The 25835-nt window shown below is 64.6% G+C and carries 23 protein-coding genes; 13 read left to right on the forward strand and 10 right to left on the reverse strand.

Annotated features, from left to right (window positions below):
- The first annotated feature begins 8 nt into the window (after positions 1-8).
- From ACVMB1_RS33710 to ACVMB1_RS33720, 3 genes are all read left to right on the forward strand, one after another.
- Entirely contained in the window at positions 9-2483 is a 2475-nt protein-coding gene (locus ACVMB1_RS33710; RefSeq protein ID WP_076833658.1) for a DNA translocase FtsK, read from the forward strand.
- Positions 2484-2583: 100 nt separating this feature from the next.
- The gene (locus ACVMB1_RS33715; RefSeq protein ID WP_028335823.1) at positions 2584-3402 is read left to right on the forward strand and encodes an outer membrane lipoprotein carrier protein LolA; all 819 of its coding nucleotides are present in this window, start codon (positions 2584-2586) and stop codon (positions 3400-3402) included.
- Between the two features lie 246 nt (positions 3403-3648).
- On the forward strand, positions 3649-4464 hold the full coding sequence (locus ACVMB1_RS33720; protein WP_076833660.1) for an exodeoxyribonuclease III: 816 nt from the start codon (positions 3649-3651) through the stop codon (positions 4462-4464).
- Positions 4465-4641: 177 nt separating this feature from the next.
- Here ACVMB1_RS33720 and ACVMB1_RS33725 read toward each other — a convergent pair whose 3' ends face one another.
- Both ACVMB1_RS33725 and ACVMB1_RS33730 read right to left on the reverse strand, forming a co-directional pair.
- A complete protein-coding gene (locus ACVMB1_RS33725) occupies positions 4642-5082 on the reverse strand; it encodes a cyclic nucleotide-binding domain-containing protein (RefSeq protein ID WP_076833662.1) in 441 nt (146 codons plus the stop codon).
- Between the two features lie 57 nt (positions 5083-5139).
- Positions 5140-5826, reverse strand: coding sequence for a response regulator transcription factor (locus ACVMB1_RS33730; protein WP_016841446.1), 687 nt, complete (start codon positions 5824-5826; stop codon positions 5140-5142).
- Between the two features lie 241 nt (positions 5827-6067).
- Between ACVMB1_RS33730 and ACVMB1_RS33735 the strand changes: the two genes are divergently transcribed.
- Entirely contained in the window at positions 6068-6607 is a 540-nt protein-coding gene (locus tag ACVMB1_RS33735; RefSeq protein ID WP_076833664.1) for a L,D-transpeptidase family protein, read from the forward strand.
- Between the two features lie 104 nt (positions 6608-6711).
- Positions 6712-7497 (forward strand): 2-keto-4-pentenoate hydratase, encoded by a 786-nt coding sequence (locus tag ACVMB1_RS33740; protein WP_076833665.1) that lies wholly within the window; start codon positions 6712-6714, stop codon positions 7495-7497.
- 60 nt (positions 7498-7557) lie between these two features.
- Here ACVMB1_RS33740 and ACVMB1_RS33745 read toward each other — a convergent pair whose 3' ends face one another.
- Positions 7558-8262: a YggS family pyridoxal phosphate-dependent enzyme gene (locus ACVMB1_RS33745; protein WP_076833667.1), complete on the reverse strand. Its 705-nt coding sequence runs from the start codon at positions 8260-8262 to the stop codon at positions 7558-7560.
- Positions 8263-8371: 109 nt separating this feature from the next.
- On the opposite strand from ACVMB1_RS33745, the gene ACVMB1_RS33750 reads away from it, so the two are divergent.
- From ACVMB1_RS33750 to holA, 4 genes are all read left to right on the forward strand, one after another.
- Positions 8372-10063, forward strand: a complete 1692-nt coding sequence (locus tag ACVMB1_RS33750) for a sensor domain-containing diguanylate cyclase (RefSeq protein ID WP_076833669.1) — start codon at positions 8372-8374, stop codon at positions 10061-10063.
- A 370-nt stretch (positions 10064-10433) separates the two neighbouring features.
- A complete protein-coding gene (leuS, locus tag ACVMB1_RS33755) occupies positions 10434-13070 on the forward strand; it encodes a leucine--tRNA ligase (protein ID WP_076833671.1) in 2637 nt (878 codons plus the stop codon).
- Complete coding sequence (gene lptE, locus ACVMB1_RS33760) at positions 13057-13614, forward strand: LPS assembly lipoprotein LptE (RefSeq protein WP_076833672.1); 558 nt, start codon at positions 13057-13059, stop codon at positions 13612-13614. Before leuS ends, lptE begins: the two co-directional genes overlap by 14 nt.
- Before the next feature lie 115 nt (positions 13615-13729).
- A complete protein-coding gene (holA, locus tag ACVMB1_RS33765; RefSeq protein WP_057020328.1) occupies positions 13730-14761 on the forward strand; it encodes a DNA polymerase III subunit delta in 1032 nt (343 codons plus the stop codon).
- A 106-nt stretch (positions 14762-14867) separates the two neighbouring features.
- Here holA and ACVMB1_RS33770 read toward each other — a convergent pair whose 3' ends face one another.
- The 5 genes from ACVMB1_RS33770 to mnmE form a co-directional block, all read right to left on the reverse strand.
- The gene (locus ACVMB1_RS33770) at positions 14868-15758 is read right to left on the reverse strand and encodes a ParB/RepB/Spo0J family partition protein (RefSeq protein WP_076833674.1); all 891 of its coding nucleotides are present in this window, start codon (positions 15756-15758) and stop codon (positions 14868-14870) included.
- A 144-nt stretch (positions 15759-15902) separates the two neighbouring features.
- Positions 15903-16754, reverse strand: coding sequence for a ParA family protein (locus ACVMB1_RS33775; RefSeq protein ID WP_028335813.1), 852 nt, complete (start codon positions 16752-16754; stop codon positions 15903-15905).
- A 31-nt stretch (positions 16755-16785) separates the two neighbouring features.
- Positions 16786-17451: a 16S rRNA (guanine(527)-N(7))-methyltransferase RsmG gene (rsmG, locus tag ACVMB1_RS33780; protein ID WP_194295419.1), complete on the reverse strand. Its 666-nt coding sequence runs from the start codon at positions 17449-17451 to the stop codon at positions 16786-16788.
- A gap of 135 nt (positions 17452-17586) precedes the next feature.
- Positions 17587-19470: a tRNA uridine-5-carboxymethylaminomethyl(34) synthesis enzyme MnmG gene (mnmG, locus tag ACVMB1_RS33785; RefSeq protein ID WP_076833675.1), complete on the reverse strand. Its 1884-nt coding sequence runs from the start codon at positions 19468-19470 to the stop codon at positions 17587-17589.
- A 240-nt stretch (positions 19471-19710) separates the two neighbouring features.
- Entirely contained in the window at positions 19711-21036 is a 1326-nt protein-coding gene (gene mnmE / locus ACVMB1_RS33790; RefSeq protein WP_076833677.1) for a tRNA uridine-5-carboxymethylaminomethyl(34) synthesis GTPase MnmE, read from the reverse strand.
- On the opposite strand from mnmE, the gene ACVMB1_RS33795 reads away from it, so the two are divergent.
- Positions 20936-21175, forward strand: coding sequence for a hypothetical protein (locus ACVMB1_RS33795; RefSeq protein ID WP_244558985.1), 240 nt, complete (start codon positions 20936-20938; stop codon positions 21173-21175). The two genes, mnmE and ACVMB1_RS33795, sit on opposite strands and share 101 nt — an antisense overlap.
- Positions 21176-21335: 160 nt before the next feature.
- Here the strand turns inward: ACVMB1_RS33795 and rho are convergent, their stop codons facing one another.
- Together rho and hemJ are read right to left on the reverse strand one after the other, a co-directional pair.
- Complete coding sequence (gene rho / locus ACVMB1_RS33800; protein WP_021078151.1) at positions 21336-22601, reverse strand: transcription termination factor Rho; 1266 nt, start codon at positions 22599-22601, stop codon at positions 21336-21338.
- A 252-nt stretch (positions 22602-22853) separates the two neighbouring features.
- Positions 22854-23276, reverse strand: coding sequence for a protoporphyrinogen oxidase HemJ (hemJ, locus tag ACVMB1_RS33805; protein WP_057020433.1), 423 nt, complete (start codon positions 23274-23276; stop codon positions 22854-22856).
- 473 nt (positions 23277-23749) lie between these two features.
- Between hemJ and ACVMB1_RS33810 the strand changes: the two genes are divergently transcribed.
- Genes ACVMB1_RS33810 through coaE form a run of 3 tightly spaced genes read left to right on the forward strand, consistent with a single transcriptional unit; the run spans position 23750 to position 25834 of the window.
- Positions 23750-24586 (forward strand): pyruvate, water dikinase regulatory protein, encoded by an 837-nt coding sequence (locus tag ACVMB1_RS33810; RefSeq protein WP_016841463.1) that lies wholly within the window; start codon positions 23750-23752, stop codon positions 24584-24586.
- A 10-nt stretch (positions 24587-24596) separates the two neighbouring features.
- Positions 24597-25205 (forward strand): Maf family protein, encoded by a 609-nt coding sequence (locus tag ACVMB1_RS33815; RefSeq protein WP_057020332.1) that lies wholly within the window; start codon positions 24597-24599, stop codon positions 25203-25205.
- A 29-nt stretch (positions 25206-25234) separates the two neighbouring features.
- Complete coding sequence (gene coaE / locus ACVMB1_RS33820) at positions 25235-25834, forward strand: dephospho-CoA kinase (protein WP_057020333.1); 600 nt, start codon at positions 25235-25237, stop codon at positions 25832-25834.
- The last annotated feature ends 1 nt before the right edge of the window (position 25835 follow it).

Genomic DNA, 25835 nt, shown 5'->3' on the forward strand with positions numbered 1-25835 from the left:
CGCGAAGATTGAGTATGCCAGCGATCGAACGTGTCATCCCCCTGGTCGGCCATCTGCCGCTCTCGCTCCGCGAGGCGCTGGCGCGACGGCTGCGCGAACTCACCGGGCTCGGCCTGATCGCGCTGTCCGGCGCCATCACGGCGGCGCTGATGACCTGGTCGGTGCAGGATCCGTCGCTGAGCCACGCCACCTCGCGCGCGATCCGCAACGTGCTCGGCTATCCCGGCGCGATCGGCGCCGACCTCCTGATGCAGATTCTCGGTCTCGGCGCGATCATGCTGCTGCTGCCGGTCGCGGTGTGGGGCTGGCGGATGCTGACGCATCGCCCGTTCGACCGCGAGGCGCTGCGGCTCGGCTGCTGGATCCTGTGCACGGTGATCGCGGCGGGCTTCGCCAGCTGCTGGCCGCACAACACCGCATGGCCGCTGCCGACCGGGCTCGGCGGCGTGGTCGGCGACGCGCTGCTGCGTGCGCCGGCCGTCGTGTTCGGCCCGCCCGGCTTCATCTATCGCGTCGTGCTCGGCCTGATCCTGTTCGTCGCGATGGCGGCAAGCTTCCTGTTCGCCTGCGGCTGGGGTGCCAAGGAGCAGGACGACGAGCTGACGCCGATCTCCGACGACGACGAGCCGTTCGTCGAGGAAGAAGACAACGACCGCAGCTCGGTCTCGCTGGGCTGGCTGTTCCATGCGCTGATGAGCGCCAAAGCGCGGCTCGGCTGGCTGCTGACCACCGCCTACAAATCGCTGGTCTCGAGCGGAGCCCAGAGCCGCAGCGCTGCGTTCGAGCGCCAAGAGCCGAATATCGGCGGCGGCCGCCCGGCGCCCTCGATCGCGCCCGCGCATGAAGACCATGATGAGGACGAGGCTGAAGCTTTCGACGACGATGAGGAAGAGGAGGACGAGGAGGACGAAGCTCCCGCCGCCCGCGCCCCGCGCAAGAAGGCCGAGCCGAAGAAGAAGAATTCCGACAAGTTCGAGCTGCCCTCGGTCTCCGTGCTCAGTGCGCCGAAGGCCAGCGATCGACAGCCGCTGAGCAAGGCCGAGCTCGAAGCCAATTCGCGCTCGCTCGAGGGCGTGCTGCAGGACTTCGGCGTGCGCGGCGAGATCGTCAAGGCCAATCCCGGCCCGGTGGTCACGCTGTACGAGCTCGAGCCGGCGCCCGGCATCAAGTCGTCGCGCGTGATCGGGTTGTCCGACGACATCGCGCGCTCGATGAGCGCGCTGTCGGCCCGCGTCGCGGTCGTCGCCGGCCGTAACGCGATCGGCATCGAGCTGCCCAACGCGCATCGCGAGAAGGTCTATCTGCGCGAGCTTCTGGTCGCCAAGGAAAGCGTCGATTCGGTTGCGAAGCTGCCGCTGTGCCTCGGCAAGACGATCGGCGGCGACCCCGTCATCATCGATCTGGCGCGCACGCCGCATATGCTGATCGCCGGCACTACCGGCTCCGGCAAATCGGTCGCGATCAACACCATGATCCTGAGCCTGGTCTACCGGCTGCGGCCGGATCAATGCCGCCTGATCATGGTGGATCCGAAGATGCTCGAACTCTCCGTCTATGACGGCATCCCGCATCTGTTGACGCCCGTCGTCACCGATCCGAAGAAGGCGGTGGTGGCGCTGAAATGGGCCGTGCGCGAGATGGAAGAGCGCTACAAGCGGATGGCCAAGCTCGGCGTGCGCAACATCGACGGCTACAATGCGCGCCTCGTCGAAGCCAAGGCCAAGGGCGAAGAGCTGACGCGCACCGTCCACACCGGCTTCGACAAGGAGAGCGGCAAGGCGATCTACGAGGAAGAGAAGCTCGACCTCGAACCGCTGCCCTACATCGTCATCATCGTCGACGAGATGGCCGACCTGATGATGGTCGCCGGCAAGGATATCGAAGGCGCGGTGCAGCGCCTCGCACAGATGGCTCGCGCCGCCGGCCTGCATGTCATCCTTGCCACGCAGCGTCCGTCGGTCGACGTCATCACCGGCACGATCAAGGCGAACTTCCCGACCCGGATCGCCTTCCAGGTGACGTCGAAGATCGACAGCCGCACCATCCTTGGCGAGATGGGCGCCGAGCAGCTGCTCGGCCAGGGCGACATGCTCTACATGGCGGGCGGCGGCCGCATCAGCCGCGTGCACGGACCGTTCGCCTCGGACGAGGAAGTCGAGAAGGTCGTGCGTCACCTCAAGACGCAAGGCGCACCGGAGTATCTCGAAGCCGTCACCGCGGAAGAGCCGACCGACGAGGACGGCGCCGTGTTCGATGCCACCGGCATGGGCGGCGACGGCGGCGGCGATCTGTTCACGCAGGCGGTTGCGATCGTCAAGCGCGACCGCAAGGCGTCGACCTCCTACATTCAGCGCCGGCTGCAGATCGGCTATAACCGCGCGGCCTCGCTGATGGAGCGGATGGAACTTGAGGGCATCGTCGGTCCGGCGAATCACGCCGGAAAGCGCGAAATCCTGGTCGGGGAGGAAGAAGGCCAGTTCTGATCGGGGACGATCATCACGGAAAAACCATATCTCCCTCGGAAGAGGCGGGATAAAATCCGGCGCAGCGGGACGAGCGTCGAACAGAGACCTGACATATCTGATGGCAAAACACCTCATTGACCGCGGCACGCGCACTGCGCTCGCTCTTCTCGTCACCGCCGCGATCGCCGGCGCTGCGACTGCGCAGAATGCGCCGCCCCCGAAGCCCGCGCCCAACGCCGGATCCAAGGCTGCGCCAAAGAAGGACGCCGGCGCGCAGACCAATGCGGACAAGGGTCCGACGACGACGGGCGCCACCCAGGCACCGCCGAACCCGGTGATTCCCGATCCGCGCCGCAACGTGCCCGCCAACATCTTCCAGACCTTCGACGCCAACCAGAAGGCGCAGGCTGCCAAGGTCTCGGCCTATCTCTCGTCGCTGCAAACGCTGGTCGGAAATTTCGTCCAGGTCGGCCCCGACGGCACCAAGACCAAGGGCGATTTCTACATCCAGAAGCCCGGCAAGCTGCGCTTCGAATATGACGATCCGAGCCCGATCGAGGTGATCGCGGACGGCTCCTCGGTCGCGGTGCGCGACCGCAGGCTCGCCACCCAGGACGTCTATCCGCTGTCGCAGACCCCGCTGCGCTATCTGCTGTCGGACCGCATCGACCTGATGAAGGACACCAACGTCATCAGCGTCACCGCCGACGACGTGTTCGTCAGCATCACGATCGAGGAAAAGCAGGCGCTGGTCGGCACCAGCCGCTTCCTGCTGATGATCGGCGCCAAGGACGGCAAGCTCAAGCAGTGGACCGTTACCGACCCGCAGGGCTACGACACGACAGTTGCGGTCTACAATCTCGACGCGACGCAGAAGCCCGATCCGGCGCTGTTCAAGATCGACTTCACGACCTATCCCGGCACCTCGCCGGGCTGATCGCCTTTCCTTCTCCCCCGCCCCGCTCTTGCGGGGTCGAGACGAGCGAAGCTCGCTCTTGGAGGGTTGGGTGAGGGGCTGCCTCCACGAATCCGAAAGACGCGAGTACGCGGTGAGTCCCTTCACCCGGATCACATTGCGCTTCGCTCCATGCGATCCGACCTCTCCCCGCAAGCGGGGCGAGGTGGGAGCCTCCCTGTGGACAATTGAAATCCGCACCGAGAACCGTGCTAAGACGCACCTCTCATGCGGTTCTCCGTCACCACCTGGAATATCAACTCGGTGCGCCTGCGCATCGACACCGTCGCCAAGTTCATCAAGAGCGCGCGGCCGGATGTGCTGTGCCTGCAGGAGACCAAATGCATCGACGATGCGTTTCCGCTGAAACGCTTCAAGCGGCTCGGCTATGAACACGTCGCGCTGAACGGACAGAAGGGCTATCACGGCGTCGCTATCGTCTCGCGCCTGCCGTTCGAGACGACCGACATCAGGACGTTCTGCGACAAGATCGATTCACGGCACATCTCGGTGTCGTTCGGCGAGAAGGCGCAGCTGTCAAAGCCGCTGGTGCTGCATAATTTCTACGTGCCGGCCGGCGGCGACATTCCTGATCCCGCGCTCAATCGGAAATTCGAGCACAAGCTGCAATTCCTCGACGAGATGAAGGCCTGCGAGCCGCTGCATCCGCGCGGCGACGACCGCCACATCCTGGTCGGCGACCTCAACGTCGCGCCGCATGAGAACGACGTGTGGTCGCACAAGCAGCTGCTCAAGGTGGTCTCGCACACGCCGGTCGAAACCGAGAAGCTGCTCGCCGCGCAGGCGCATGGCGAATGGTTCGACATCGCGCGCGAGCGGATCCCGATGTCGGAAAAGGTCTACACCTGGTGGAGCTACCGCGCGGCGGACTGGACCGTCGGCGATCGCGGCCGACGGCTCGATCACATCTGGGTCTCGCGCGCGCTGAAGGATCAGGTCAGCGATTTCAAGATCACCCGCGACGCCCGCAGCTGGGAGCGCCCGTCGGACCACGTGCCGGTGACGGCGGTGATGGAGGTTTAAGTGCGCCGCCGACCCTCGACCCGTCATCCTGAGGAGCGCGGAACGCGCGTCTCGAAGGGTGCACGGCCCGGCTGGTGGCCGTCGACCCTTCGAGGCTCGCCCAGCGGCGCAATTGCGCCGCAAGGCTCGCACCTCAGGTGACGGTTCAATGAACTTGCGGAATGACGCGCGGAAAGATCACGTACTCAGCTTCCCGCCCGCCATCAGGATATCGCTTGCGAGCTGGCTGGTGCGCAGCGCGAGCTCGTCGCGTAGCCGAAGGGCCGCGGCGGGATCGCTTTCCAGCACGCGCTGGAACAAGCTACGCGCGACTCGGATCACCGAGCCGCGCTCCAGCGCGGTGGCGGTCGATGGCCGCTTCATCGCGACGATCAATGCGAGCTCGCCGATCAGCGCGCCGGGACCGGCGATGATCTCGGCGCCGCCTTCCTCGACGCGGAAGGTGCCGCGCTGCACGACATAGCCGGCGTCCGCGGCGTCGCCGGCCTTGAACAGCACGTCGCCTGCGTTGAAATCACGTTGCTCGGAGCCGATCGCCAGCATGCGCAAGGAGCTTTCGCCCAACAGACGCATTGTCGGGACCCGCTCGAGCAGGGCTACGTCATCATCGATCGACATTCAGGTCCGGTAACCGCGGTGCGCCTCGATTTCACGAATCGTTGAGCGCAAAGCGTATCACGGCACCAGCTTGTAGCCACCGGCTTCCGTCACCAGGATTTCCGGGTTGGCGGCGTCCTTCTCGATCTTCTGGCGGAGGCGGTAGATGTGGGTTTCCAGCGTGTGGGTGGTGACACCGGAATTGTAGCCCCAGACTTCCTGGAGCAGCGTCTCGCGCGACACCGGCATCTGGCCGGCGCGGTAGAGGAAGCGGAGGATCGCGGTTTCCTTCTCGGTCAGCCGCACCTTCCTGGCATTGGCGCCGGTCAGCATCTTCGAGCCGGGCCGGAACGAGTACGGACCGACCGAGAACACCGCGTCCTCGCTGGCCTCGTGCTGGCGGAGCTGCGCCCGGATCCGGGCCAGCAGCACCGCGAAGCGAAATGGCTTCGCCACATAGTCGTTGGCGCCGGATTCGAGCCCCAGGATCGTATCGGAATCGGTGTCGTGGCCGGTCAGCATGATGATCGGAGCCTTGAAGCCGCCCTTGCGGAGCGAGCGGACCACTTCGCGGCCATCGGTGTCGGGCAGGCCGACGTCCATCAGGACCAGATCGGGGGAATTGGCTTTGGCGGCAGTGGCGCCCTTGGCGCCGGTGTCGACTGCGGAGGCTTCGAATTCCTCGTGCAGCGACAGCTGCTCGACCAGCGTATCGCGCAGATCGGTATCGTCATCCACGATCAAGATCTTGCGGGCATTGGCCATAGGTACAATCCTTCGGGGGCGGGCGGTCAGAAGCAGAGGACGCTTATGGCCGTAACATCGGCTAGATATGTGTTCAGGTAGGCGATTGTTACCGATTCACAAGGCAACGCAGTCTACCTCAAATCCGGCGGGGCAGGACGTGAATGTCCTGTAATGCCGGGAAATAGGATGTTCTGAACCTCCAAGGCAAGCTCAGTTTGGAACGATTCTTAAGGGAAGGTCAGCTATTTCAATCACTTATATGACAGCCAAACGTGATCGACCGCTCTCCATCATCGAGGTCCGAGCAGCCGCCGGCGACCCGCGCCGGGGCTGGCTGTCGGCTGACGGCTGGACCGTGCCGGTGGCGCTCGGACGCGGCGGAATCCTCGCCAACAAGCGCGAGGGCGACGGCGGCACGCCGCGCGGCGTCTTCCATCCGCGCCAGCTCTGGTGGCGCGCCGACCGGCACCAGCGTCCGGCGACTTTCCTGCCGACCCGGCCGATCCGCCGCGAGGACGCCTGGTGCGAGGACCCCGCCGACCGTCACTACAACCAGCCGATCCGGCTCGACCGCGAGCAGGGCGGCGACCGCCTGACCCGCGAGGATCATCTCTACGACTTCATTGTCGAGATCGATCACAACGCCGCGCCGCGCGTCGCCGGCCGCGGCAGCGCGGTGTTCCTGCATCTGGCGCGGCCGAACTTCTCGCCGACCGCGGGCTGCGTCTCGATGACGAAGGCCTCGATGCTGCGGTTGTTGCGGCGGATGTCGCCGCAGACCAGGATCATCATCGGCTAGAGTTGTCGAATGGCTGAACATCGCTTTTCCCGCGCGACAGACGCGACGCGTTTGTGCTGAGATCGTGCACACCAGAAAATAATTCCCGCGGGGAGCGAAACAGCATGCTCGACAACAACAAGATCGCCGCCGCCTCGAAGGTCCTGCACGATCACTGGCACGCCGGCACCAAGCTCGCAGCGCTCGATGTCGCCATTCGGCCGCGCGATCGCGCCGAGGGCTATGCGGTGCAGGCCGAACTGGAAAAGACGTCGCGCAAAAAACTGTTCGGCTGGAAGATCGCGGCGACCAGCGCGGCCGGCCAGAAGCACATCAATGTCGCCGGACCGCTCGCCGGGCGCATCCTTGCCGAGACGGTGATACCGGATGGCGGCACCGCGTCGATGCAGGGCAACGAGATGCGCGTCGGCGAGCCGGAATACGCCTTCCGCATGGCGCGCGATCTCGCGCCGCGCACGACGCCGTACAGCGTGCAGGAGGTGCTGGAGGCCGTCGGGACGCTGCATCCGGCGATCGAGATTCCGGATTCGCGTTTCGCCGATTTTGTCGCCGCCGGCGAGGCGCAGCTGATCGCCGACAATGCCTGCGCGCATCTGTTCGTGCTCGGACCCGCAACCTCGGCCGACTGGCGCGCGATCGACCTGGTCGAGGACCGCCCGGTCATCACGCTGCGCGGCGAGCGCTATATCGGCCACGGCAAGAACGTGCTCGGCGATCCCTGCGCAGCGCTCGCCTGGTGCGCCAACGAGCTGCGCGCGCTCGGGCTGACCTTGCGGGCAGAGGAAGTCGTCACCACAGGCACCTGCCATCCCCCGCTGCCGATCACCGCCGGCGATAAATTCGCCGCCGATTTTGGCGCGATCGGAAAAGTGTCGGTGCGGTTCGTGTAGGCCGCGCACGCGCCACACACACCGCTGTCGTCCCTGCTTTCGAAAGCAGCGGGACGACAGTCAGTTATGCGGCACCGTCCGCGTCCCGAAGATCGCCGAGCCCACCCGCACATGGGTGGCCCCCATCTGGATCGCGACGGCAAAGTCCGCGCTCATGCCCATCGAGAGATTCGTCAGCCCGTTGCGCGCGGCGATCTTGGCGCAGAGCGCAAAGTGCGGCGCCGGCGCCTGGTCGACCGGCGGGATGCACATCAGTCCTGATATCTGCAGGCCGTAGGTGTCACGGCATGCCGCGATGAAGGTATCTGCGTCCTGCGGTGCCACGCCGGCCTTCTGCGGCTCCTCGCCGGTATTGATCTGGACGAACAGTTCCGGGTGCTTGCCTTGATTTTTGATTTCCTTGGCTAACGCTTCGCAAATGCTGGCGCGATCGACCGAATGGATCGCATCGAACAGCGCGACGGCCTCCTTGGCCTTGTTCGACTGCAACGGTCCGATCAGATGCAGCTGCAATCCCGGATGAGCCTGGGTTAGCGCCGGCCACTTGCCCTTGGCCTCCTGCACGCGATTTTCGCCAAATACGCGCTGTCCGGCGCCGATAATCGGCAAAATTGCGTCGGCCGCGAACGTCTTCGACACCGCGATCAAGGTCACCGACATGCGGTCGCGCCGCGCTTCCTTGCAGGCATGGGCGATCTCGCGTTCGACGGCGGCGAGGCCATGTGGTGAATCGGCCGGTAACGGCGTGGTCGGGCTTTGCGTCATGCTTGTGCCGTTCTCTGACAGGTGCGGGGGGTTGGCTCGAATTTTACCAAATTCGGGAAAGGCTTTTTGAAGCCCTGCATTCTAACTTGCGCACGGGCAAGGGAATAGAATGTCGGGCGTCACTTTCAACCGCAACCGGGTCAGGCTCAAGAAGGTTCTGGGAATTCGTGCCCGGCTGGCCTTGCTTGCGCTGATGCTGGTCGCGCCCCTGATGCTGGACCGCGTCCGCACGCTGGAGGATTCCCGCAGCAAGCAGATCGCGCAGGCCGCGGCCGGCTATGCCAGCCTCACCGCGCATGCCGCGGAAACCCAGCGCGAGGTGGTCTCCTCGGTCGAGACCATGCTGAAATCCGCCGCCTATATCCGCGCCTCCGGCGGCATCGCGCAGAGCTGCGAGGTGCTGCGCGCCAGCCTGCCGACGGTGCTGCCCTGGATCCGCAGCATCATGTTCGTCTCCAGGGACGGGCTGGTGCAGTGCTCGACCCTCAACGTCCAGGTCGGCCTCAATGTCGGCGACCGCGAATATTTCAAGAAGGCGCAGGACAACCGCGACTTCGTGTTCAGCGACTATCTGCGCGGCAGGACCAATGGCCGCCCGATGATGATGGCCGCGTATCCGGTGGCCGCGATCAATCCGGAGCAGGATGCCGTCGTGGTCGCCGGCATCAATATCGACTGGCTGTCGCAGATCATGGCCAATCTCGGCGGCCAGCCCGGCATGTCGGCCGTGCTGGTCGACTCTACCGGCGTCGTGATCGCCGCGCCCGCCGATCATGCGAGCCTGATCGGCCGCTCGCTCGACACCATCCCGCTGATGGCAGCGATCGCCGAGAAGGCGCTGAGCTATGACGAGCCGTCCGGCTCGGTGTCGTTCACCGCGTCCGACGGCGCACAGCGCACGCTGAGCTTCGCGCGCATCGCCGGCACGCAGTCCCGGCTGATCGTGAGCATGGACGAGGCCAAGGTGACCGCGGCGATCAACCGCGAGATCCGCACCGCCTATCTGCAGCTTGGATTTGTCTGCCTTTTCGTCTTGTTGGGCGCCCTGGTCGGCGCCGAGCGACTCGTCATCCATCCGATCGAGCTGATGACCGGCATGGCGCGGCGGTTCGGCGAGGGCGACTGGTCGGCGCGCGTCGCCAAGCACAAGCTGCCGGCGGAATTCGTGCCGCTGGCGCGTGCCTTCAACGCGATGGCGGCGCAGCTCAGCCAGCGCGAGCGCGAGCTGGTCGCCTCCAACGATCGTCTCACCGTGATGGCCTCGATCGATGCGCTGTCCGGCCTTGCCAATCGCCGCGGCTTCCAGAGCCGGCTCGACTTCGAGTGGATGCGGGCGCAGCAATATGAATGCGAGCTGTCGCTGATGATGATCGATGTCGATCACTTCAAGCTCTACAACGACACCTACGGCCATCCCGAAGGCGATGCCTGCCTGACCCGAATCGGCGAAGTGCTGTCGGGGATCGCCGCCGACACCATGGGCTTCGCCGGCCGCTATGGCGGCGAGGAATTCTGCCTCTTGCTGCCGAACACTGACGCCGCGCATGCGCTCGCGATCGGCGAGACCGTGCGCACCGCGGTGCTCGGCCTCGCCGTGCCGCACGCGTCCTCGAGCCATTGCGTCGTCACCGTCAGCGTCGGCGTCGCGACGACCAGACCGAACGAGACCCAGCGCCCCGGCGACCTGATCGAAGCTGCAGATGCCGCCCTCTACGCCGCCAAGCGCCGCGGCAGGAATGCCGTGATCGAGCACGGCTTCCTGCAGACGCTGGACGAAGCCGGGATGGCGCTGGCGAGTTGAGATCGTGCGTGATCGAGCCGCGCCATGAGCGCGGAACCATGACCATCGGCGACGCCGCATATTCGGCGACGCCGCATATTCAGCGTCGTCCTGGCGAAGCCTAGGACCCATTACCCCCACCGTTTATTATTGCGCGAAGCTGGGGCCACGATCCCTTCCTCGACAAAGCTCTGTGGTCCAGGCCTTCGCCAGGACGTCGAGAAGGCTGCAGACGGCGCCCCCCTGCGACAGCGGCAGGGCGGCTGCGCGAGGGGATGGGACGTTTGGAGGCCCCAAGCCGTTGACCGCGCAGGCGCTTTTGTGGCCTAGTCCGCCGTCCCCGGACGGGGCCCGAAAATCACCCAGAGCCACCCAAAATCCCTGCGATTTCATGACCGCCGAACGCTACAACGCCCGTGAATCCGAGCCCCGCTGGCAGCGCCTGTGGGACGAAAAGGCGATCTTCGCCTCCAAGAACGACGATCCGCGGCCGAAATACTACGTGCTCGAGATGTTCCCCTATCCGTCGGGGCGCATCCATATCGGCCATGTCCGCAACTACACGCTCGGCGACGTGCTGGCCCGCTTCATGCGCGCCAGGGGCTACAACGTGCTGCACCCGATGGGCTGGGACGCGTTCGGCCTGCCGGCGGAGAATGCCGCGATCGAGCGCAAGGTGGCGCCGAAGGCCTGGACCTACGACAACATCGCCGCGATGAAGAAGCAGCTGCGGTCGATCGGGCTGTCGCTCGACTGGTCGCGCGAGTTCGCGACCTGCGACCCCAGCTACTACAAGCATCAGCAGAAGATGTTTTTGGACATGCTGCGCGCCGGCCTCGCCGAGCGCGAGAAGCGCAAGCTGAACTGGGATCCGGTCGACATGACCGTGCTCGCCAACGAGCAGGTGATCGACGGCCGTGGCTGGCGCTCGGGCGCCGTCGTCGAGCAGCGCGAGATGAGCCAGTGGGTCTTCAAGATCACGAAGTACTCGCAGGAGCTCCTGGAAGCGCTGGATGGTCTCGAGCGCTGGCCCGACAAGGTGCGGCTGATGCAGCGCAACTGGATCGGCCGCTCCGAGGGCCTGTTGATCCGCTTTGCACTGGATGCGGCGACCACGCCGGCCGGCGAGAGCGAGCTGAAGATCTTCACCACGCGGCCGGACACGCTGTTCGGCGCCAAGTTCATGGCGATCTCGGCGGATCATCCGCTGGCGGTAGCGGCTGCCGCGAAGAACCCGAAGCTCGCGGAGTTCATCGCCGACATCAAGAAGATCGGCACCGCGCAGTCGATCATCGACACCGCAGAAAAGCAGGGTTTCGACACCGGCATCAAGGCGGTGCATCCGTTCGATCCGAGCTGGAAGCTGCCGGTCTATGTCGCGAACTTCGTGCTGATGGAATACGGCACCGGCGCGATCTTCGGCTGCCCGGCGCACGACCAGCGCGACCTCGACTTCGTCAACAAGTACAATCTCGGCAATGTGCCGGTGGTCTGCCCCGAGGGCCAGGACCCGAAGACGTTCGTCATCACCGACGTCGCCTATGACGGCGACGGCCGCATGATCAATTCGCGCTTCCTCGACGGCATGACGATCGAAGCGGCCAAGGAAGAGGTCGCCAAGCGGCTGGAAAGCGAAGTCCGCGGTAATGCGCCGGTCGGCGAGCGGCAGGTGAATTTCCGCCTGCGCGACTGGGGCATTTCGCGCCAGCGCTACTGGGGCTGCCCGATCCCGGTGATCCACTGCCCGAAATGCGACGTGGTGCCGGTGCCCGACGACCAGCTGCCGGTGACGCTGCCGGAGGATGTCAGCTTCGACAAGCCGGGCAACGCGCTCGACCATCACCCGACCTGGAAGCACGTCAGCTGCCCGAAGTGCGGGGCCAAGGCCGTGCGCGAGACCGACACGATGGACACCTTCGTGGACTCGTCCTGGTATTTCGCGCGCTTCACCGACCCGTGGAACGAGACCGCGCCGACCACGCCTGCGGTCGCCAACCGGATGATGCCGGTCGATCAGTATATCGGCGGCGTCGAGCACGCGATCCTGCATCTGCTCTACAGCCGCTTCTTCACCCGCGCGATGAAGGCCACCGGCCACGTCGACATGAGCGAGCCGTTCGCCGGCATGTTCACCCAGGGCATGGTGGTGCACGAGACCTACCAGAAGGCCGACGGCAGCTGGGTCACGCCGGCCGAGGTGAAGATCGAGGTTGGCGGCAACGGCCGCCGCGCGGTGCTGATGGCGACCGGCGAGGACGTCGCGATCGGCCCGATCGAGAAGATGTCGAAGTCGAAGAAGAACACCGTCGACCCCGACGACATCATCGCGAGCTACGGCGCCGACGTCGCGCGCTGGTTCATGCTGTCGGACTCGCCGCCGGACCGCGACGTGATCTGGAGCGACGAGCGCGTGCAGGGCGCCTCACGCTTCGTGCAGCGGCTGTGGCGGCTGGTGAACGAATCGGCCGAGATTGCCAAGACGGCGCCGGCGGCCCGGCCGGCCACGTTCGGAGCCGAGGCGCTGGCGCTGCGCAAGGCCGCCCATGGCGCGCTCGACAAGGTGTCGTCCGGGATCGAGCGGCTGCATTTCAACGTGTGTCTCGCCCATATCCGCGAGTTCGCCAATGCGCTGTCCGAGGTGCTGGCAAAGGGCGACAAGCCGGCGCCGGACCTGGCTCCAGAAGTTTCTTGGGCCGTCAAGGAGGCGGCGACCATCCTGGTGCAGCTGTTTTCGCCGATGATGCCGCATCTGGCCGAGGAGTGCTGGGTGGTTCTGGGCCAGACCGGGCTGGTTTCCGAGGCCGATTGGCCGCAAATCGAGCGCGATTTGCTGGTCGAAGACAGCGTGACCCTGGTTGTCCAGGTCAACGGTAAAAAACGAGGTGATGTTACCGTGCCACGGGCGGCCCAAAATGCGGATATAGAGGCTGCCGTTTTGGCGCTCGATGCGGTAAAAGCGGCCTTGGGCGGCAAACCCGTCCGCAAGGTGATCGTGGTGCCCATGAGGATCGTCAATGTTGTCGGCTAGGATCAGGATCGCCGCCCGGCTCGTGGCCGTGGCTGCCTTGGCCGCGCTGACGGCCGGATGCTTCCAGCCGATGTATGCCGAGCGTACCCTCGACGGCCAGTCGTCCGCGCTGCGCGAAAAGCTGATGGGCGTCGAGGTTCCGCCGGTCGACAAGCCGAACGCCTCGCGCGAGGCCCGGGTTGGCGTCGAGGTCCGCAACGCCCTCGCCTTCAAGCTCTACGGCACCGCCACCGGCATGCCGCCGACGCATCGGCTGGTGCTGCGCTTCAACACCAGCCGCTCCTCGCTGATGATCGATCCGGCCACTGCGCTGCCGACCAGCGAGAACTACGCCATCGACGCCCAGTTCAACCTGATCGAGATTGCGTCGAACAAGTCTGTGATGACCGGCACCACGTTCTCGCGCGTGTCCTATGACATGCCCGGCTCCTACCAGCGCTTCGCCCGCGCCCGCGCCTTCCGCGACGCCGAGGACCGCGCCGCGCAGGAGATCGCCGACAACATCCAGACCCGCCTCGCCTCCTTCTTCTCCACCGGAACCTGAGGCGGGAGGTCATTCCGGGGCGCGCCACCGGCGCGAACCCGGGATCTGGAGATGATGGATCGAGATTCCGGGTTCGCCTCTGACGAGGCGCCCCGGAATGACAGTTTAAGGCGAGATGGTCGCGCTTCGCGGAAAAGAGATCGACAGCTTCCTCGCCCGGCCTGACGCCGGCCGTCCGATCATCCTGCTGTACGGCCCGGACCTCGGGCTGGTGCGCGAGCGTGCCGACGCGCTGATGGCCTCCGCGGTCGACGATCCCAACGATCCATTCTCGCTGGTGCGGCTCGATGGCGACGAGCTCGCCGCCGAGCCGTCGCGGCTGGTCGACGAGGCCATGACGGTGCCGCTGTTCGGCGGCCGCCGCGCCATCCGCGTCCGCGCCGGCTCGCGCAACTTCTCGAGTGGCGTCGAGACGCTGACCGAGACCACGGCGCTCAGGGATTGCCGCATCGTGATCGAGGCCGGCGAGCTCAGGCCGGAATCGCCGCTGCGCAAGATCTGCGAGCGCGCCAAGAATGCGGTGGCGATCGGCTGTTATCCCGACACCGAGCGCGATCTCACCAAGCTGATCGAGGACGAGCTGCGCGCATCGAATCTGCGGCTCGCACAGGATGCGCGCGCGGTACTGATGTCGCTGCTCGGCGGCGACCGCATGGCTTCGCGCAACGAGCTGCGCAAGCTGGCGCTGTTCGCGCACGGCAAGGGCGAGATCACGCTCGAGGACGTCATGACCGTGGTGTCCGACGCCTCCGAGCTGAAGCTCGACCCGATCGTCGACGGCGCCTTCGCCGGCAACGCCGCGCTGGTCGAAAGCGAGTTCACCAAGGCAATGGTCGCCGGCACCTATCCCGGCGTGATCATCTCGGCCGCGCAGCGCCAGGCGGCATGGCTGCACAAATCAGCGCTCGCGATCGCGGACGGCACGCCGGCGTCAGCCGTGCTCGAAGGCGGATTCCCGCGGCTGCACTTCTCGCGCAAACCCGCGGTCGAGATCGCGCTGCGCAATTTCACGCCGCCGCGGCTGGTGAACGTGATCGATCAGCTCGCCACCGCGGCACTCGACATGCGCAAGCAGGCCTCGCTCGCCGCCGTCATCGCGCAGCGCGCGCTGCTCTCGATCGCGGCGAATGCGAAGCGGCGGGGGTAAATTGAAGAAGTCATTCCGGGGCATGCGAAGCATGAACCCGGAATCCAGAGATGTGGAAAAAGAGATTCCGGGTTCGCGCTGACGCGCGCCCGGAATGACGAAACCGCTAGCCGCCCTCCAGCCGCCGCACCACTTCGTCGAGCTGCTCGAGGTTGCGGTAGCTGATCTGGACGGTGCCGCCGGGATCGCGATGGCTGACGGTAACGGCAAGGCCGAGCGCATCGCTGACGCGTTTCTCGAGCGCCAGCGTGTCGGCATCCTTGTCGACCTTGGCCGCGCTGCCACTGCGCGCCTTCTGCGGCTTGCGCTCCGGCACGCCCTCCTCATGCGCCAGCGCCTCGGCCTGGCGAACGTTGAGACCCTCGGCGACGATGCGCTTCGCTGCAGCGAGCGGATCCGGCACGCCGATCAGCGCGCGGGCGTGGCCGGCGGAGAGATCGCCTTTCGAGATCAGCGCCTGCACCTCGACGGGCAGCTTGGTCAGCCGCATCATGTTGGCGACATGGCTGCGGCTCTTGCCGACGATCTTGGCGATGTCTTCCTGGCTGCGTTTGAACTCGTCGGCGAGCGCGTGATAGCCCTGCGCCTCTTCCATCGCATTGAGGTCTTCGCGCTGGACGTTCTCGATGATCATGATCTCGAGCGCGTCGGAATCAGAGACCTCGACCGGCACGATCGGCACTTCGTGCAGGCCGGCGAGTTGCGAGGCGCGCCAGCGGCGCTCGCCGGCGATGATCTCGTAGCGGTCCTGCGCGCCCTTGATCGCACGCACCACGATCGGCTGGATCACGCCGCGCTGCCTGATCGAATCGGCAAGCTCGCCGAGCTCGGTGTCGGCGAAGGTGCGCCGCGGGTTACGCGGGTTGGCCTTGAGGAATTCGATCGGCACCTTGCGCTGGGTGCGCGGCCGCTCGACATGCGCGGCCGCCTCGCCGCCGACATCTCCGATCAGGCTTGCCAGCCCGCGCCCCAGTCGCGAACGCGCTTCATCGGCCATTGTTGCGAGCTCCCTTGGATTCACACGCAGTACTCCAGACTTGAATTTCAAAAGAAACGTAGGATGGGTAGAGCGAAGCGAAACCCATCGCGGCTCGCAATGAGAGTGATGGGTTTCGCTTCGCTCTACCCATCCTACGCAACATCAATGCGTGCGCAGCTCGCGCTCGCGCTGGATCACTTCGGTGGCGAGCTTGAGATACGCATCGCTGCCGGCACATTTGAGGTCGTAGACCAGAACCGGCTTGCCGTAGGACGGCGCCTCGGAGATACGCACGTTGCGCGGGATCATGGTGTCGTAGACCTTGTCGCCCATGAACTGGCGCACGTCGGCAACGACCTGGTTGGAGAGGTTGTTGCGCGAGTCGAACATGGTCAGCACGATGCCGTGGATCGACAGGTTCGGATTGAGCGTCGAGCGCACCTGCTCCACGGTCTGCAGCAATTGCGACAGACCTTCGAGCGCAAAGAACTCGCATTGCAGCGGCACCAGGATCGCGTCCGACGCCGCCATCGCATTCACCGTGAGCAAATTGAGCGAGGGCGGGCAGTCGATCAGCACGTAGGTGTAGTCGGCTTCCGGCGAGACATTGTTGTTCAATCCTGCGATCGCATCGCGCAGCCGGAACGCGCGGCCCGGCGTGGTGCCGAGCTCGAGCTCGAGGCCGGAGAGGTCCATGGTGGAAGCCGCGATGTGCAGCCGCGGCACCGCGGTCGCGACCACGGCATCGCGCAGCGGCGCTTCGCCGATCAGGACGTCGTAGGTCGAGCAGCTGCGGTTGCGGCGATCGATGCCGAGGCCGGTCGAGGCGTTGCCCTGCGGATCGAGATCGACGATCAGGACGCGCTCGCCAATCGCAGCGAGTGCGGTCCCAAGATTGATCGCTGTGGTGGTCTTGCCGACGCCGCCCTTCTGGTTGGCGAGCGACAGGATGCGCGGATGGCCAGGCGGCTGGGACGCCTTATCCTCTTGATAAACCTCGTCCATCACAGTCATACCAAAATACCATTTGCTCTCGCGGAGTCCCCTAGCGCCGCTCGATTGACCCGAGTTCGACGATCCAGCCCTGTCCGCCGGTCCGGCTGGAGTGTAGCTTTGGCTCAATAATCCAATATTTAGTGGCCTCGGTCAATTCAGCCTCTACATCTTGACCCTTCAAAAACAGCGCCTTGGCGCCCTTTTTGACCCACGGCTCCGCAAAGCCGATGAGTTGATGTAACGGAGCCAGCGCCCGCGCGGTGACGCAATCGATGGGCCCCGGGATTCTATCCACAGTATCCCCGATATCAGCCAGGTGCACCGTCCCCGGCGAGCCCGTCACCCGTATCGCCTCGCGCAAGAATGCCGCCTTCTTGGCGATTCGCTCAACCAAATGAATCGACGCGCCCGGAGTTTCGGCCAGTGCGCAGGCCAGCACGACGCCGGGGAAGCCGCCGCCGCTACCGAGATCGACCCACGACTTCGCCGTCGGCGCCAGACTCAGGAGCTGCAGCGAATCGGAGACGTGGCGGGTCCAGAGGGTCGGCAGCGTCGATGGCGCGACGAGATTGGTCTTGGCCTGCCACGCCAGGAGGAGGGCGACGTAGCGGTCGAGCCGTGCCTCTGTTTCACGTGAAACAGGCGTCAGCGCGAGCGCCGCGGCCTTGTCCTTGACGGAGACACTGAGTTCGGCGGATTGCGAAATTGAAGCCATTCTCTGGAATGCCGGTCGAGCTCGTCGTTGCGAGCGAAGCGAAGCAATCCGTAGTGCCGCGTGAGGAAGCGATGGATTGCTTCGTCGCTTCCGCTCCTCGCAATGACGAGGGCCGCCGCCGTTTCACGTGAAACGTCAGGCAGAGGCCTTCGCAGTCTTCCGTCGCGCCTCGCGCCGCAGATAGGCCGCCAGGATACCCAATGCCGCCGGCGTCATGCCGTCGATCCGGCCCGCCTGCCCGACCGTCCGCGGCTGCGCCTTCTGCAGCTTGACGCGCGCTTCGTTCGAAAGACCGGGAACATCGGCATAGTCGACGTCGGTCAGAACCAGACCCTCGTCACGCCGGAAGGCATCGACATCGGCGGTCTGGCGCTTCAGATAGACATCGTATTTGGCATCGATCTCGAGATGCACCGCGATCGCAGGGTCAATGGCCGACAGCTCCGGCCAGATGGCCCGGACCGCGGGCCACTCGATCTCGGGGTAAGCCAGCAACTCGAAGGCCGACCGGCGGTGGCCGTCGCGATTGAGCGCGAGCCCGTGCTTGGCGGCCTCATTCGGCGTAATCGCGAGCGATTTCGCCAGCCGCTTGGCCGCCTCCAGCGCCGCCATCTTGGTCCGATGGCGCTCGGCGCGCGCCGTTCCGACGCATCCGAGCGCAATGCCCTTGTCGGTCAGGCGCTGGTCGGCATTGTCAGCACGCAGCGTCAGCCGATATTCGGCGCGCGAAGTGAACATGCGATACGGCTCGGTGATCCCGCGGGTCACGAGATCGTCGATCATCACGCCGAGATAGCCGTCGGCGCGGTCGAACACGATCGGATCTGCACTGCCGGCAGCGAGCGCGGCATTGAGTCCGGCGACAACACCCTGCCCCGCGGCCTCCTCATAGCCCGTGGTGCCATTGATCTGGCCGGCCAGGAAAAGCCCGCGCAGACGCTTGGTCTGCAGGGTCGGATCGAGCTCGCGCGGGTCGACGTGGTCGTATTCGATCGCATAGCCCGGCCGGACCATCTTGACCCGCTCGAGGCCCGGGATGCTGGCGAGGATCGCAAGCTGGACCTCTTCCGGCAGCGAGGTCGAGATGCCGTTCGGATAGACCGTGGTGTCGTCGAGCCCTTCCGGCTCCAGGAAGATCTGATGACCGTCGCGGTCGCCGAAGCGGACGATCTTGTCCTCGATCGAGGGGCAATAGCGCGGTCCGGAGCTCTTGATCTGGCCGGAATACATCGGCGAGCGATGCACATTGGCCCGGATCACCTCGTGGGTCGCCGGCGTGGTCCGGGTGATGCCGCACTGGATCTGCGGGGTCGTAATCCGGTCAGTCATGACCGAAAACGGCTCCGGAGGCTCGTCTCCGGGCTGCATTTCGACCGCGGACCAGTCGATCGTGGTGCCGTCGAGGCGCGGCGGCGTTCCGGTCTTGAGCCGGCCGAGCACAAACCCTGCCCGTTCAAAGGAAGCCGACAGGCCCATGGCCGGCGCCTCGCCGACCCGGCCCGCCGGCCAGTTCTTCTCGCCGAGATGGATCAGACCGCGCAGGAAGGTCCCGGTCGTGATGACAACCGCCCCCGCCGATAGCCGGCAGCCATCGCCCAGACGAATGCCGGTCACGCGACCGTCGACGACGATCAGTCCATCCGCTTCGCCTTCGATGACGCTGAGGTTCGCGGTCTCGGCGATCGCGGCCTGCATCGCGGCCGCATAGAGCTTGCGGTCGGCCTGGGCCCGGGGGCCCCGAACCGCCGGACCCTTTCGACGATTGAGCATGCGAAACTGGATGCCACCGGCATCGGCAACCCGGCCCATCAAACCGTCGAGTGCATCGACTTCGCGGACCAGATGGCCCTTGCCGAGCCCGCCGATGGCGGGATTGCACGACATCGCGCCGATCGTCGCGAAACGATGGGTCACCAAGGCGGTCTTTGCGCCCATCCGGGCAGAAGCGCTCGCGGCCTCGCAGCCGGCATGGCCGCCGCCGATGACGATGACGTCAAATGAGTCTGCCCTGGAAGTCATGCCGGGACTTCTATCGTGGAGTCATGAAAGCCGGAAGAACGAAGTTGGGATCGCCGCTCTGAGACCGAAGCCCGAGGCAAAGGCAAATATGGACTGCTTCGCTTCGCCCGCAATGACGGATGGGACCGTTTCACGTGAAACAGTGCGGCTGTATGATTGGCAATTGTTTCACGTGAAACAGGATGAGGGTTCCTTAACCAGATCGAAACCATGTTTCACGTGAAACAAGATGGGCGCCCGCTACTTCCCGACGCAGAACTCGCGGAAGATGACATCTAGGATGTCTTCAACATCCACCCGGCCGAGCAGACGACCGAGTGAGAAAGCGGCCCGCCGGAGTTCCTCTGCCGCCAGTTCTTCGCCCTGCCCGACCACGTCGATGCCGCGCTGAAGGGATTCGACCGTCTCCTGCAACAATCCGCGCTGCCGCGTCCGACTGATCAAGCCGCCTTCGCTGGTTCCAAAATAGTCCTGAGCGAACCCGACCAGCGCGGCGATCAGCTCTGACAACCCATCGCCACGAGCAGCCGAGATCCTGAATTCGGGGTAACTGCCGCCCTCGCCCGTCATGGTCCTGACGAGGTCGATCTTGTTTCGCACCAGCCAGGTCGGCGTCGCTCCGCCATGTCCCGCCTTTGCATCGCCGCTGTCGGCCAGCCACAGCACCAGGTCCGCCTCCGCGGCGCGGGCGCGGGCGCGGCGGACGCCCTCCTGCTCCACCGGGTCGTCGGTCTCGCGAATGCCGGCGGTGTCGATGACCGTCACCGGATAGCCGTCGAGGTCGAGCTGCACCTCGATCACATCGCGGGTCGTGCCGGCATGCGGCGAGACGATCGCGACCTCGCGCTTGGCGAGCTGATTGATCAGGGTTGATTTGCCGACATTCGGCGGACCGGCGATCGCGACCACCAGGCCGTCGCGCAACCGCTCGCCAAGCCCCTGCCCTGCAAGGACTTGCTTGATCTCATCATGCAGCGCGCGGATTTTCTCGAGCGCCGACCCGATCAGCTCGGCCGGCACATCGCCTTCGTCTGAGAAATCGATGCCGGCCTCGATCAGCGCCGACGCCGCGATGATCCGCTCGCGCCAGTCCCGCGCGCGGTCGCCGAGCAACCCCTTCAGCTGGCGCAGCGCCTGGCGCCTTTGACGGTCAGTGTCGGCGTGGATCAGGTCGTCGAGGCCCTCGGCCTCGGTCAGGTCGAGCTTGCCGTTCTCGAAGGCCCGCCGGGTGAACTCGCCCGGCTCGGCCGGCCGCACATTGTCGAATGCCGCGATCGCATCGAACATCGCCGCCAACACCGCGCGTCCGCCATGGACATGAAATTCGGCGACGTCTTCGCCGGTGGCACTGGCCGGGCCTGGAAACCACAGCACGACCGCGTCATCGATCGGTTGATGGTTCGAATCGCGGAGCAGCGCGCGGGTCGCCAGCCGCGGCACCGGCGTCTTGCCCGCCAGTCCTGCAATGACCGACTCGGCCATTGGGCCAGACAACCTGACGATGGCGATCGCACTCGGCGGCCGCCCCGAGGATAACGCGAAAATAGTCTGGTCGCGTGGATGCATCGCCTATTTCTTCCAGCAAATCGGCAAAGGCAATGCCGCTTCGATTTCGCACGCCTTCCTCAGAATGTTGCAGCGCAGCATCGTCTGGTTTCACTGCAAGCAGCCGCGCAGCAATTTTGCTGCGGGTGTCGTCAGCTAGCTCACAAAGCTACGATATAAATATAAATAAATTCAGATAGTTAAATGAAAAGTTAGTGGGGGGAGCCGCTCCCTTTATGCTGCACTTCGCTGCAGCAAATCAGCAGCATGAAAAAAGGCGCCCCGTTTGTGCGGAGCGCCTGTTCTTTTCGGCCGTGGCCTCAGGTGTTCATGGAATCGAAGAATTCCGAGTTACTCTTCGTATTGCGGAGCTTGTCGAGCAGGAAGTCGATGGCGTCCATGGTGCCCATCGGATTGAGGATGCGGCGCAGGACGTACATCTTCTTCAGCACCTGCGGATCAGTGATCAGCTCCTCCTTGCGGGTGCCGGAACGGGCAATATCGATCGCCGGGAAGGTCCGCTTGTCCGAAACCTTGCGGTCGAGGATCAGTTCGGAGTTACCGGTGCCCTTGAACTCTTCGAAGATGACTTCGTCCATGCGGCTGCCGGTATCGACCAGCGCGGTCGCGATGATGGTCAGCGAACCGCCCTCCTCGATGTTGCGCGCGGCACCGAAGAAGCGCTTCGGCCGCTGCAGCGCGTTGGCGTCGACACCGCCGGTCAGCACCTTGCCGGATGACGGCACGACGGTGTTGTAGGCGCGGCCGAGGCGCGTGATCGAATCGAGCAGGATCACGACGTCGCGGCCGTGCTCGACGAGGCGCTTGGCCTTCTCGATCACCATCTCGGCGACCTGGACGTGACGCACCGCAGGCTCGTCGAAGGTCGACGACACCACCTCGCCCTTCACCGAGCGCTGCATGTCCGTGACTTCTTCCGGACGCTCGTCGATCAGAAGCACGATCAGATAGCAGTCGGGATGATTGGCGGTGATGGAGTGCGCGATGTTCTGCATCAGCACCGTTTTGCCGGTGCGCGGCGGCGCCACGATCAGCGCGCGCTGGCCCTTGCCGATCGGCGCGACGATATCGATCACGCGGGCGGAAAGGTCCTTCTTGGTGGAATCCTCGAGCTCCATGCGGAAACGCTGATTGGGAAACAGCGGCGTGAGGTTGTCGAAATTGACCTTGTGCTTCGACTTTTCCGGATCTTCGAAATTGAGCGTGTTGACTTTCAGCAGCGCGAAATAGCGTTCGCCTTCCTTCGGGCTGCGAATATGGCCTTCGATCGTGTCGCCGGTGCGCAGGCCGAAACGGCGGATCTGCGACGGCGAAACGTAGATGTCGTCGGGACCGGGCAGGTAGTTCGCGTCGGGCGAACGAAGGAAGCCGAAGCCGTCGGACAGCACCTCGACAACGCCCTCACCGATAATGTCGGTCTCGGCGATCGCGAGCTGCTTGAGAATTGCGAACATCAGCTCCTGCTTGCGCATGGTGCTGGCATTCTCGACCCCATTCTCTTCCGCGAACGAGACGAGCTCGGCCGGCGTTTTCGATTTGAGGTCCTGGAGTTTGATTTCCCGCATTGGGGTCGTCCTGTGAGGAAGTAGGTAGGGAAGGGGTGCGAGGTGGCTCTGGAAAAAGCGGACGCCAAAGGAAGGTCCGCAGGTCTCAGCCAGGAAAGTGCCGTTTGGGCTTTCAAACCTGATGCGGCGCCGGTCCGAAAAGAACCGGAACGCGACCACATCCGCCTGCGTGGGGTGGGATAAATCCTATATAGAAAATCGATTCGTCCTTCGCAAGAAGGACTGAAGCATGCGTCTTGACCATCGTGATGTCTAGAACGGCTTCACCACCACCATGATCACGATCAGGATCATCAGAACCGTCGGCACCTCATTGATAATACGATAGAATTTCTGGGTTCGTTGATTCCGGTCGGCGGCGAAATCCTTCACGCAGCGGGACAAAAAGCCGTGGATACCCGACATGGCGAGCACCAGCGCAAATTTGACGTGAAACCAGCCGGATAGGTACCAGTGTCCGGCCCAGACCAGGAAAAGCCCGGCCAGCCAGGTCACTATCATCGCGGGGTTGATGATCCCCTTCAAAAGCCGCCGCTCCATGATCTTGAAGGTCTCGGACTGCCTGGAGCCGACCTCGGCCTCGCAATGATAGACGAACAGCCGCGGCAGATAGAGCATGCCGGCCATCCACGAGATCACGGCGACGATGTGCAGGGCCTTGACCCAGGCATAGATCGGCAGGGCGTTGATCCAGTCGAACATCGCAGTGATGCCTTTCGGGGAACAGTTCGGGAGGGCTCAGCGCTGCGCGCAAGGCTTCGCCGGCGAGGGACGGATACATATCCGCACACACGGCTCTCCTAAACCTAATTAATTTTAGAATCTAAGGTTTGAGTCTTAATGGCAGTGAATTTGACTCATGCAATCCGGTCCAGCGGTTGCTGCGCGCTTGTTCACATCCCTCAACATTCCGGTCGGCGGCGGCGGATATCCGGAATCTGTCGCAGGACTCAATTGGTTGTGCGCCTCTATGGCCAGCTTATGAAGAGACAAATCCACACTGCTTCACTATCATCTCCGCCATGACGTCGACTTATCCTTTTGCGACGTGCTGTGAAGAAGGGGGCGAGATATACAGGGGCCTGGCCATGGACCCGGATTCTTCTCCTCGACCTCCACAGGGATTCACAGGATAGACAGGGGCTCTGGTGCCGACGACCTCCAACTACTTCCATTTGCATCTGGTGTCGGACTCGACCGGCGAGACGTTAATCACCGTGGCGCGCGCGGTCGCCGCGCAATACGCCAATGTGACCGCGGTCGAGCATGTCTACCCCCTGGTGCGCAGCCAGAAGCAGCTCGATCGCGTGCTCGACGAGATCGAGGAATCGCCCGGCATCGTCCTGTTCACGCTGCTGGAGAAGGATCTGGTCGGCCGGCTCGAGGGCAAGTGCAAGGAGATCAACGTTCCGAGCCTGTCGATCATCGGGCCGGTGATGCAGTTGTTCGAGGCGTATCTGGGTGCCGCGACGACCGGGCGCGTCGGCGCGCAGCACGTGCTGAACGCGGAATATTTCCGCCGCATCGATGCGCTGAACTACACGATGATGCATGACGATGGTCAGCATGTCGAAGGCCTCGAGGAGGCCGATGTCGTGCTGGTCGGGGTATCGCGCACCTCGAAGACACCGACCTCGATCTATCTCGCCAACCGCGGCATCCGAACGGCGAATGTGCCGCTGGTGCCGGGCATCCCGCTGCCGCACCAGCTCGAGACCCTGAAGAAGCCGCTGGTGGTCAGCCTGCATGCGACGCCCGAGCGCCTGATCCAGGTCCGGCAGAACCGCCTGCTCACGATGGGCGACCGCGACAATGACACCTACATCGACAAGCAGTCGGTAGCCGACGAGGTCGCCTTTGCCCGGCGCCTCAGCGCGAAATTCAACTGGGCGCTGCTCGACGTCACACGGCGTTCGATCGAGGAGACCGCGGCCGCGGTGATGAAACTCTTCAACGACCGCCAGCGCGCGCGGCCGTCGGAATGATTCCCACGTCATGAGCATCTGGCGCGGCCCACAGAAGCTGATCCTCGCGTCGCAGAGCCGCGCGCGAAAGATGCTGCTTGAAAATGCCGGCCTCGATTTCGAGGCGCTGCCGGCCGACATCGATGAACGCGCGGTGCAGAAGAATTCCGGCCTTTCGGCCCCGGGCGAGATCGCATCGCTCCTGGCGCGCGAGAAGGCGTTGTTCGTCTCCAGGCAGAGGCCCGGTCAATATGTCGTCGGCGCCGACCAGACGCTGGCGCTGGGGCAACGGATGTTCAGCAAGCCCGCCGGCCGCACGCAGGCGGCCGAGCAGCTCGGCCTGCTCGCCGGACGGACCCATGAGCTGCATTCCGCCGTCTCGGTCGCACGCGATGGAAAGGTCCTGTTCAGCGATGTGGGTGTGGCCCGCATGACGATGCGGCGGCTCGCCGCCGACGAGATCGAGAGCTATCTCGACCATGCCGGGGAGGCGGTGATGACCAGCGTCGGCGCCTACCAGCTCGAGGGCCTCGGCGTGCATCTGTTCGAGCGGATCGAAGGTGACCATTTCACCATCCTCGGCCTGCCGCTATTGTCGCTGCTTGCGTTCCTGCGTGCTGAGAAACTGCTCGCGGTGTGAGGCGTGGCGACGGGAGAGATGCTGAACCGATGTTAATAGTTGGACTGACCGGCTCGATCGGGATGGGGAAATCCACCACGGCCAAACTGTTCATGGAGGCCGGCGTGCCGGTCTATGACGCCGATGCGGCCGTGCATCAGCTCTACGAAGGCGAAGCCGCGCCGGCGATCGAGGCCGCCTTTCCCGGCACCACCGCCGGCGGCAAGGTCGATCGCGCGAAACTGTCAGCGCGCGTGGTACACGATCCTGCTGCGATGAAGCAGCTCGAGCAGATCGTGCATCCGATGCTCGGCGCGTCGCGCCAGAAATTCTTCGCCGATGCGGAAGCCGCCGGTAACCCGATCGTCGTTGTCGACGTGCCGCTATTGTTCGAAACCGGCGGCGAGAAGCGTGTCGATGCCGTCGTTGTCGTCACCACCTCGCCGGAACTGCAGCGCGAGCGGGTGCTGGCCCGCGGCACGATGGATGCGGCCAAGCTCGACGCCATCATCGCCAAGCAGATGCCGGACGCCGAGAAGCGCAAACGCGCGGATTTCATAGTGGATACCTCGCACGGCCTAGATCCGGTGCGGGCGCGTATCCGCGACATTCTGGCCGAGGTTGTTAAGATGCCGAAGCGGCGCGCCTGAT

This window comes from Bradyrhizobium sp. USDA 4504 (assembly GCF_054063995.1).

What these genes read in the sequence shown, in the direction of transcription:
- ACVMB1_RS33745 (WP_076833667.1), bottom strand. Translation starts at nt 8,262, where the DNA reads ATGACGCAAAGCCCGACCACGCCGTTACCGGCCGATTCACCACATGGC.
- ACVMB1_RS33750 (WP_076833669.1), top strand. Translation starts at nt 8,372, where the DNA reads ATGTCGGGCGTCACTTTCAACCGCAACCGGGTCAGGCTCAAGAAGGTT.
- ACVMB1_RS33715 (WP_028335823.1), top strand. Translation starts at nt 2,584, where the DNA reads ATGGCAAAACACCTCATTGACCGCGGCACGCGCACTGCGCTCGCTCTT.
- ACVMB1_RS33770 (WP_076833674.1), bottom strand. Translation starts at nt 15,758, where the DNA reads ATGGCCGATGAAGCGCGTTCGCGACTGGGGCGCGGGCTGGCAAGCCTG.
- ACVMB1_RS33775 (WP_028335813.1), bottom strand. Translation starts at nt 16,754, where the DNA reads ATGACTGTGATGGACGAGGTTTATCAAGAGGATAAGGCGTCCCAGCCG.
- ACVMB1_RS33735 (WP_076833664.1), top strand. Translation starts at nt 6,068, where the DNA reads ATGACAGCCAAACGTGATCGACCGCTCTCCATCATCGAGGTCCGAGCA.
- holA (WP_057020328.1), top strand. Translation starts at nt 13,730, where the DNA reads ATGGTCGCGCTTCGCGGAAAAGAGATCGACAGCTTCCTCGCCCGGCCT.
- ACVMB1_RS33730 (WP_016841446.1), bottom strand. Translation starts at nt 5,826, where the DNA reads ATGGCCAATGCCCGCAAGATCTTGATCGTGGATGACGATACCGATCTG.
- ACVMB1_RS33740 (WP_076833665.1), top strand. Translation starts at nt 6,712, where the DNA reads ATGCTCGACAACAACAAGATCGCCGCCGCCTCGAAGGTCCTGCACGAT.
- ACVMB1_RS33815 (WP_057020332.1), top strand. Translation starts at nt 24,597, where the DNA reads ATGAGCATCTGGCGCGGCCCACAGAAGCTGATCCTCGCGTCGCAGAGC.
- mnmG (WP_076833675.1), bottom strand. Translation starts at nt 19,470, where the DNA reads ATGACTTCCAGGGCAGACTCATTTGACGTCATCGTCATCGGCGGCGGC.
- leuS (WP_076833671.1), top strand. Translation starts at nt 10,434, where the DNA reads ATGACCGCCGAACGCTACAACGCCCGTGAATCCGAGCCCCGCTGGCAG.
- coaE (WP_057020333.1), top strand. Translation starts at nt 25,235, where the DNA reads ATGTTAATAGTTGGACTGACCGGCTCGATCGGGATGGGGAAATCCACC.
- ACVMB1_RS33725 (WP_076833662.1), bottom strand. Translation starts at nt 5,082, where the DNA reads ATGTCGATCGATGATGACGTAGCCCTGCTCGAGCGGGTCCCGACAATG.
- rho (WP_021078151.1), bottom strand. Translation starts at nt 22,601, where the DNA reads ATGCGGGAAATCAAACTCCAGGACCTCAAATCGAAAACGCCGGCCGAG.
- ACVMB1_RS33720 (WP_076833660.1), top strand. Translation starts at nt 3,649, where the DNA reads ATGCGGTTCTCCGTCACCACCTGGAATATCAACTCGGTGCGCCTGCGC.
- ACVMB1_RS33795 (WP_244558985.1), top strand. Translation starts at nt 20,936, where the DNA reads ATGACCGACTCGGCCATTGGGCCAGACAACCTGACGATGGCGATCGCA.
- mnmE (WP_076833677.1), bottom strand. Translation starts at nt 21,036, where the DNA reads ATGCATCCACGCGACCAGACTATTTTCGCGTTATCCTCGGGGCGGCCG.
- rsmG (WP_194295419.1), bottom strand. Translation starts at nt 17,451, where the DNA reads ATGGCTTCAATTTCGCAATCCGCCGAACTCAGTGTCTCCGTCAAGGAC.
- lptE (WP_076833672.1), top strand. Translation starts at nt 13,057, where the DNA reads ATGTTGTCGGCTAGGATCAGGATCGCCGCCCGGCTCGTGGCCGTGGCT.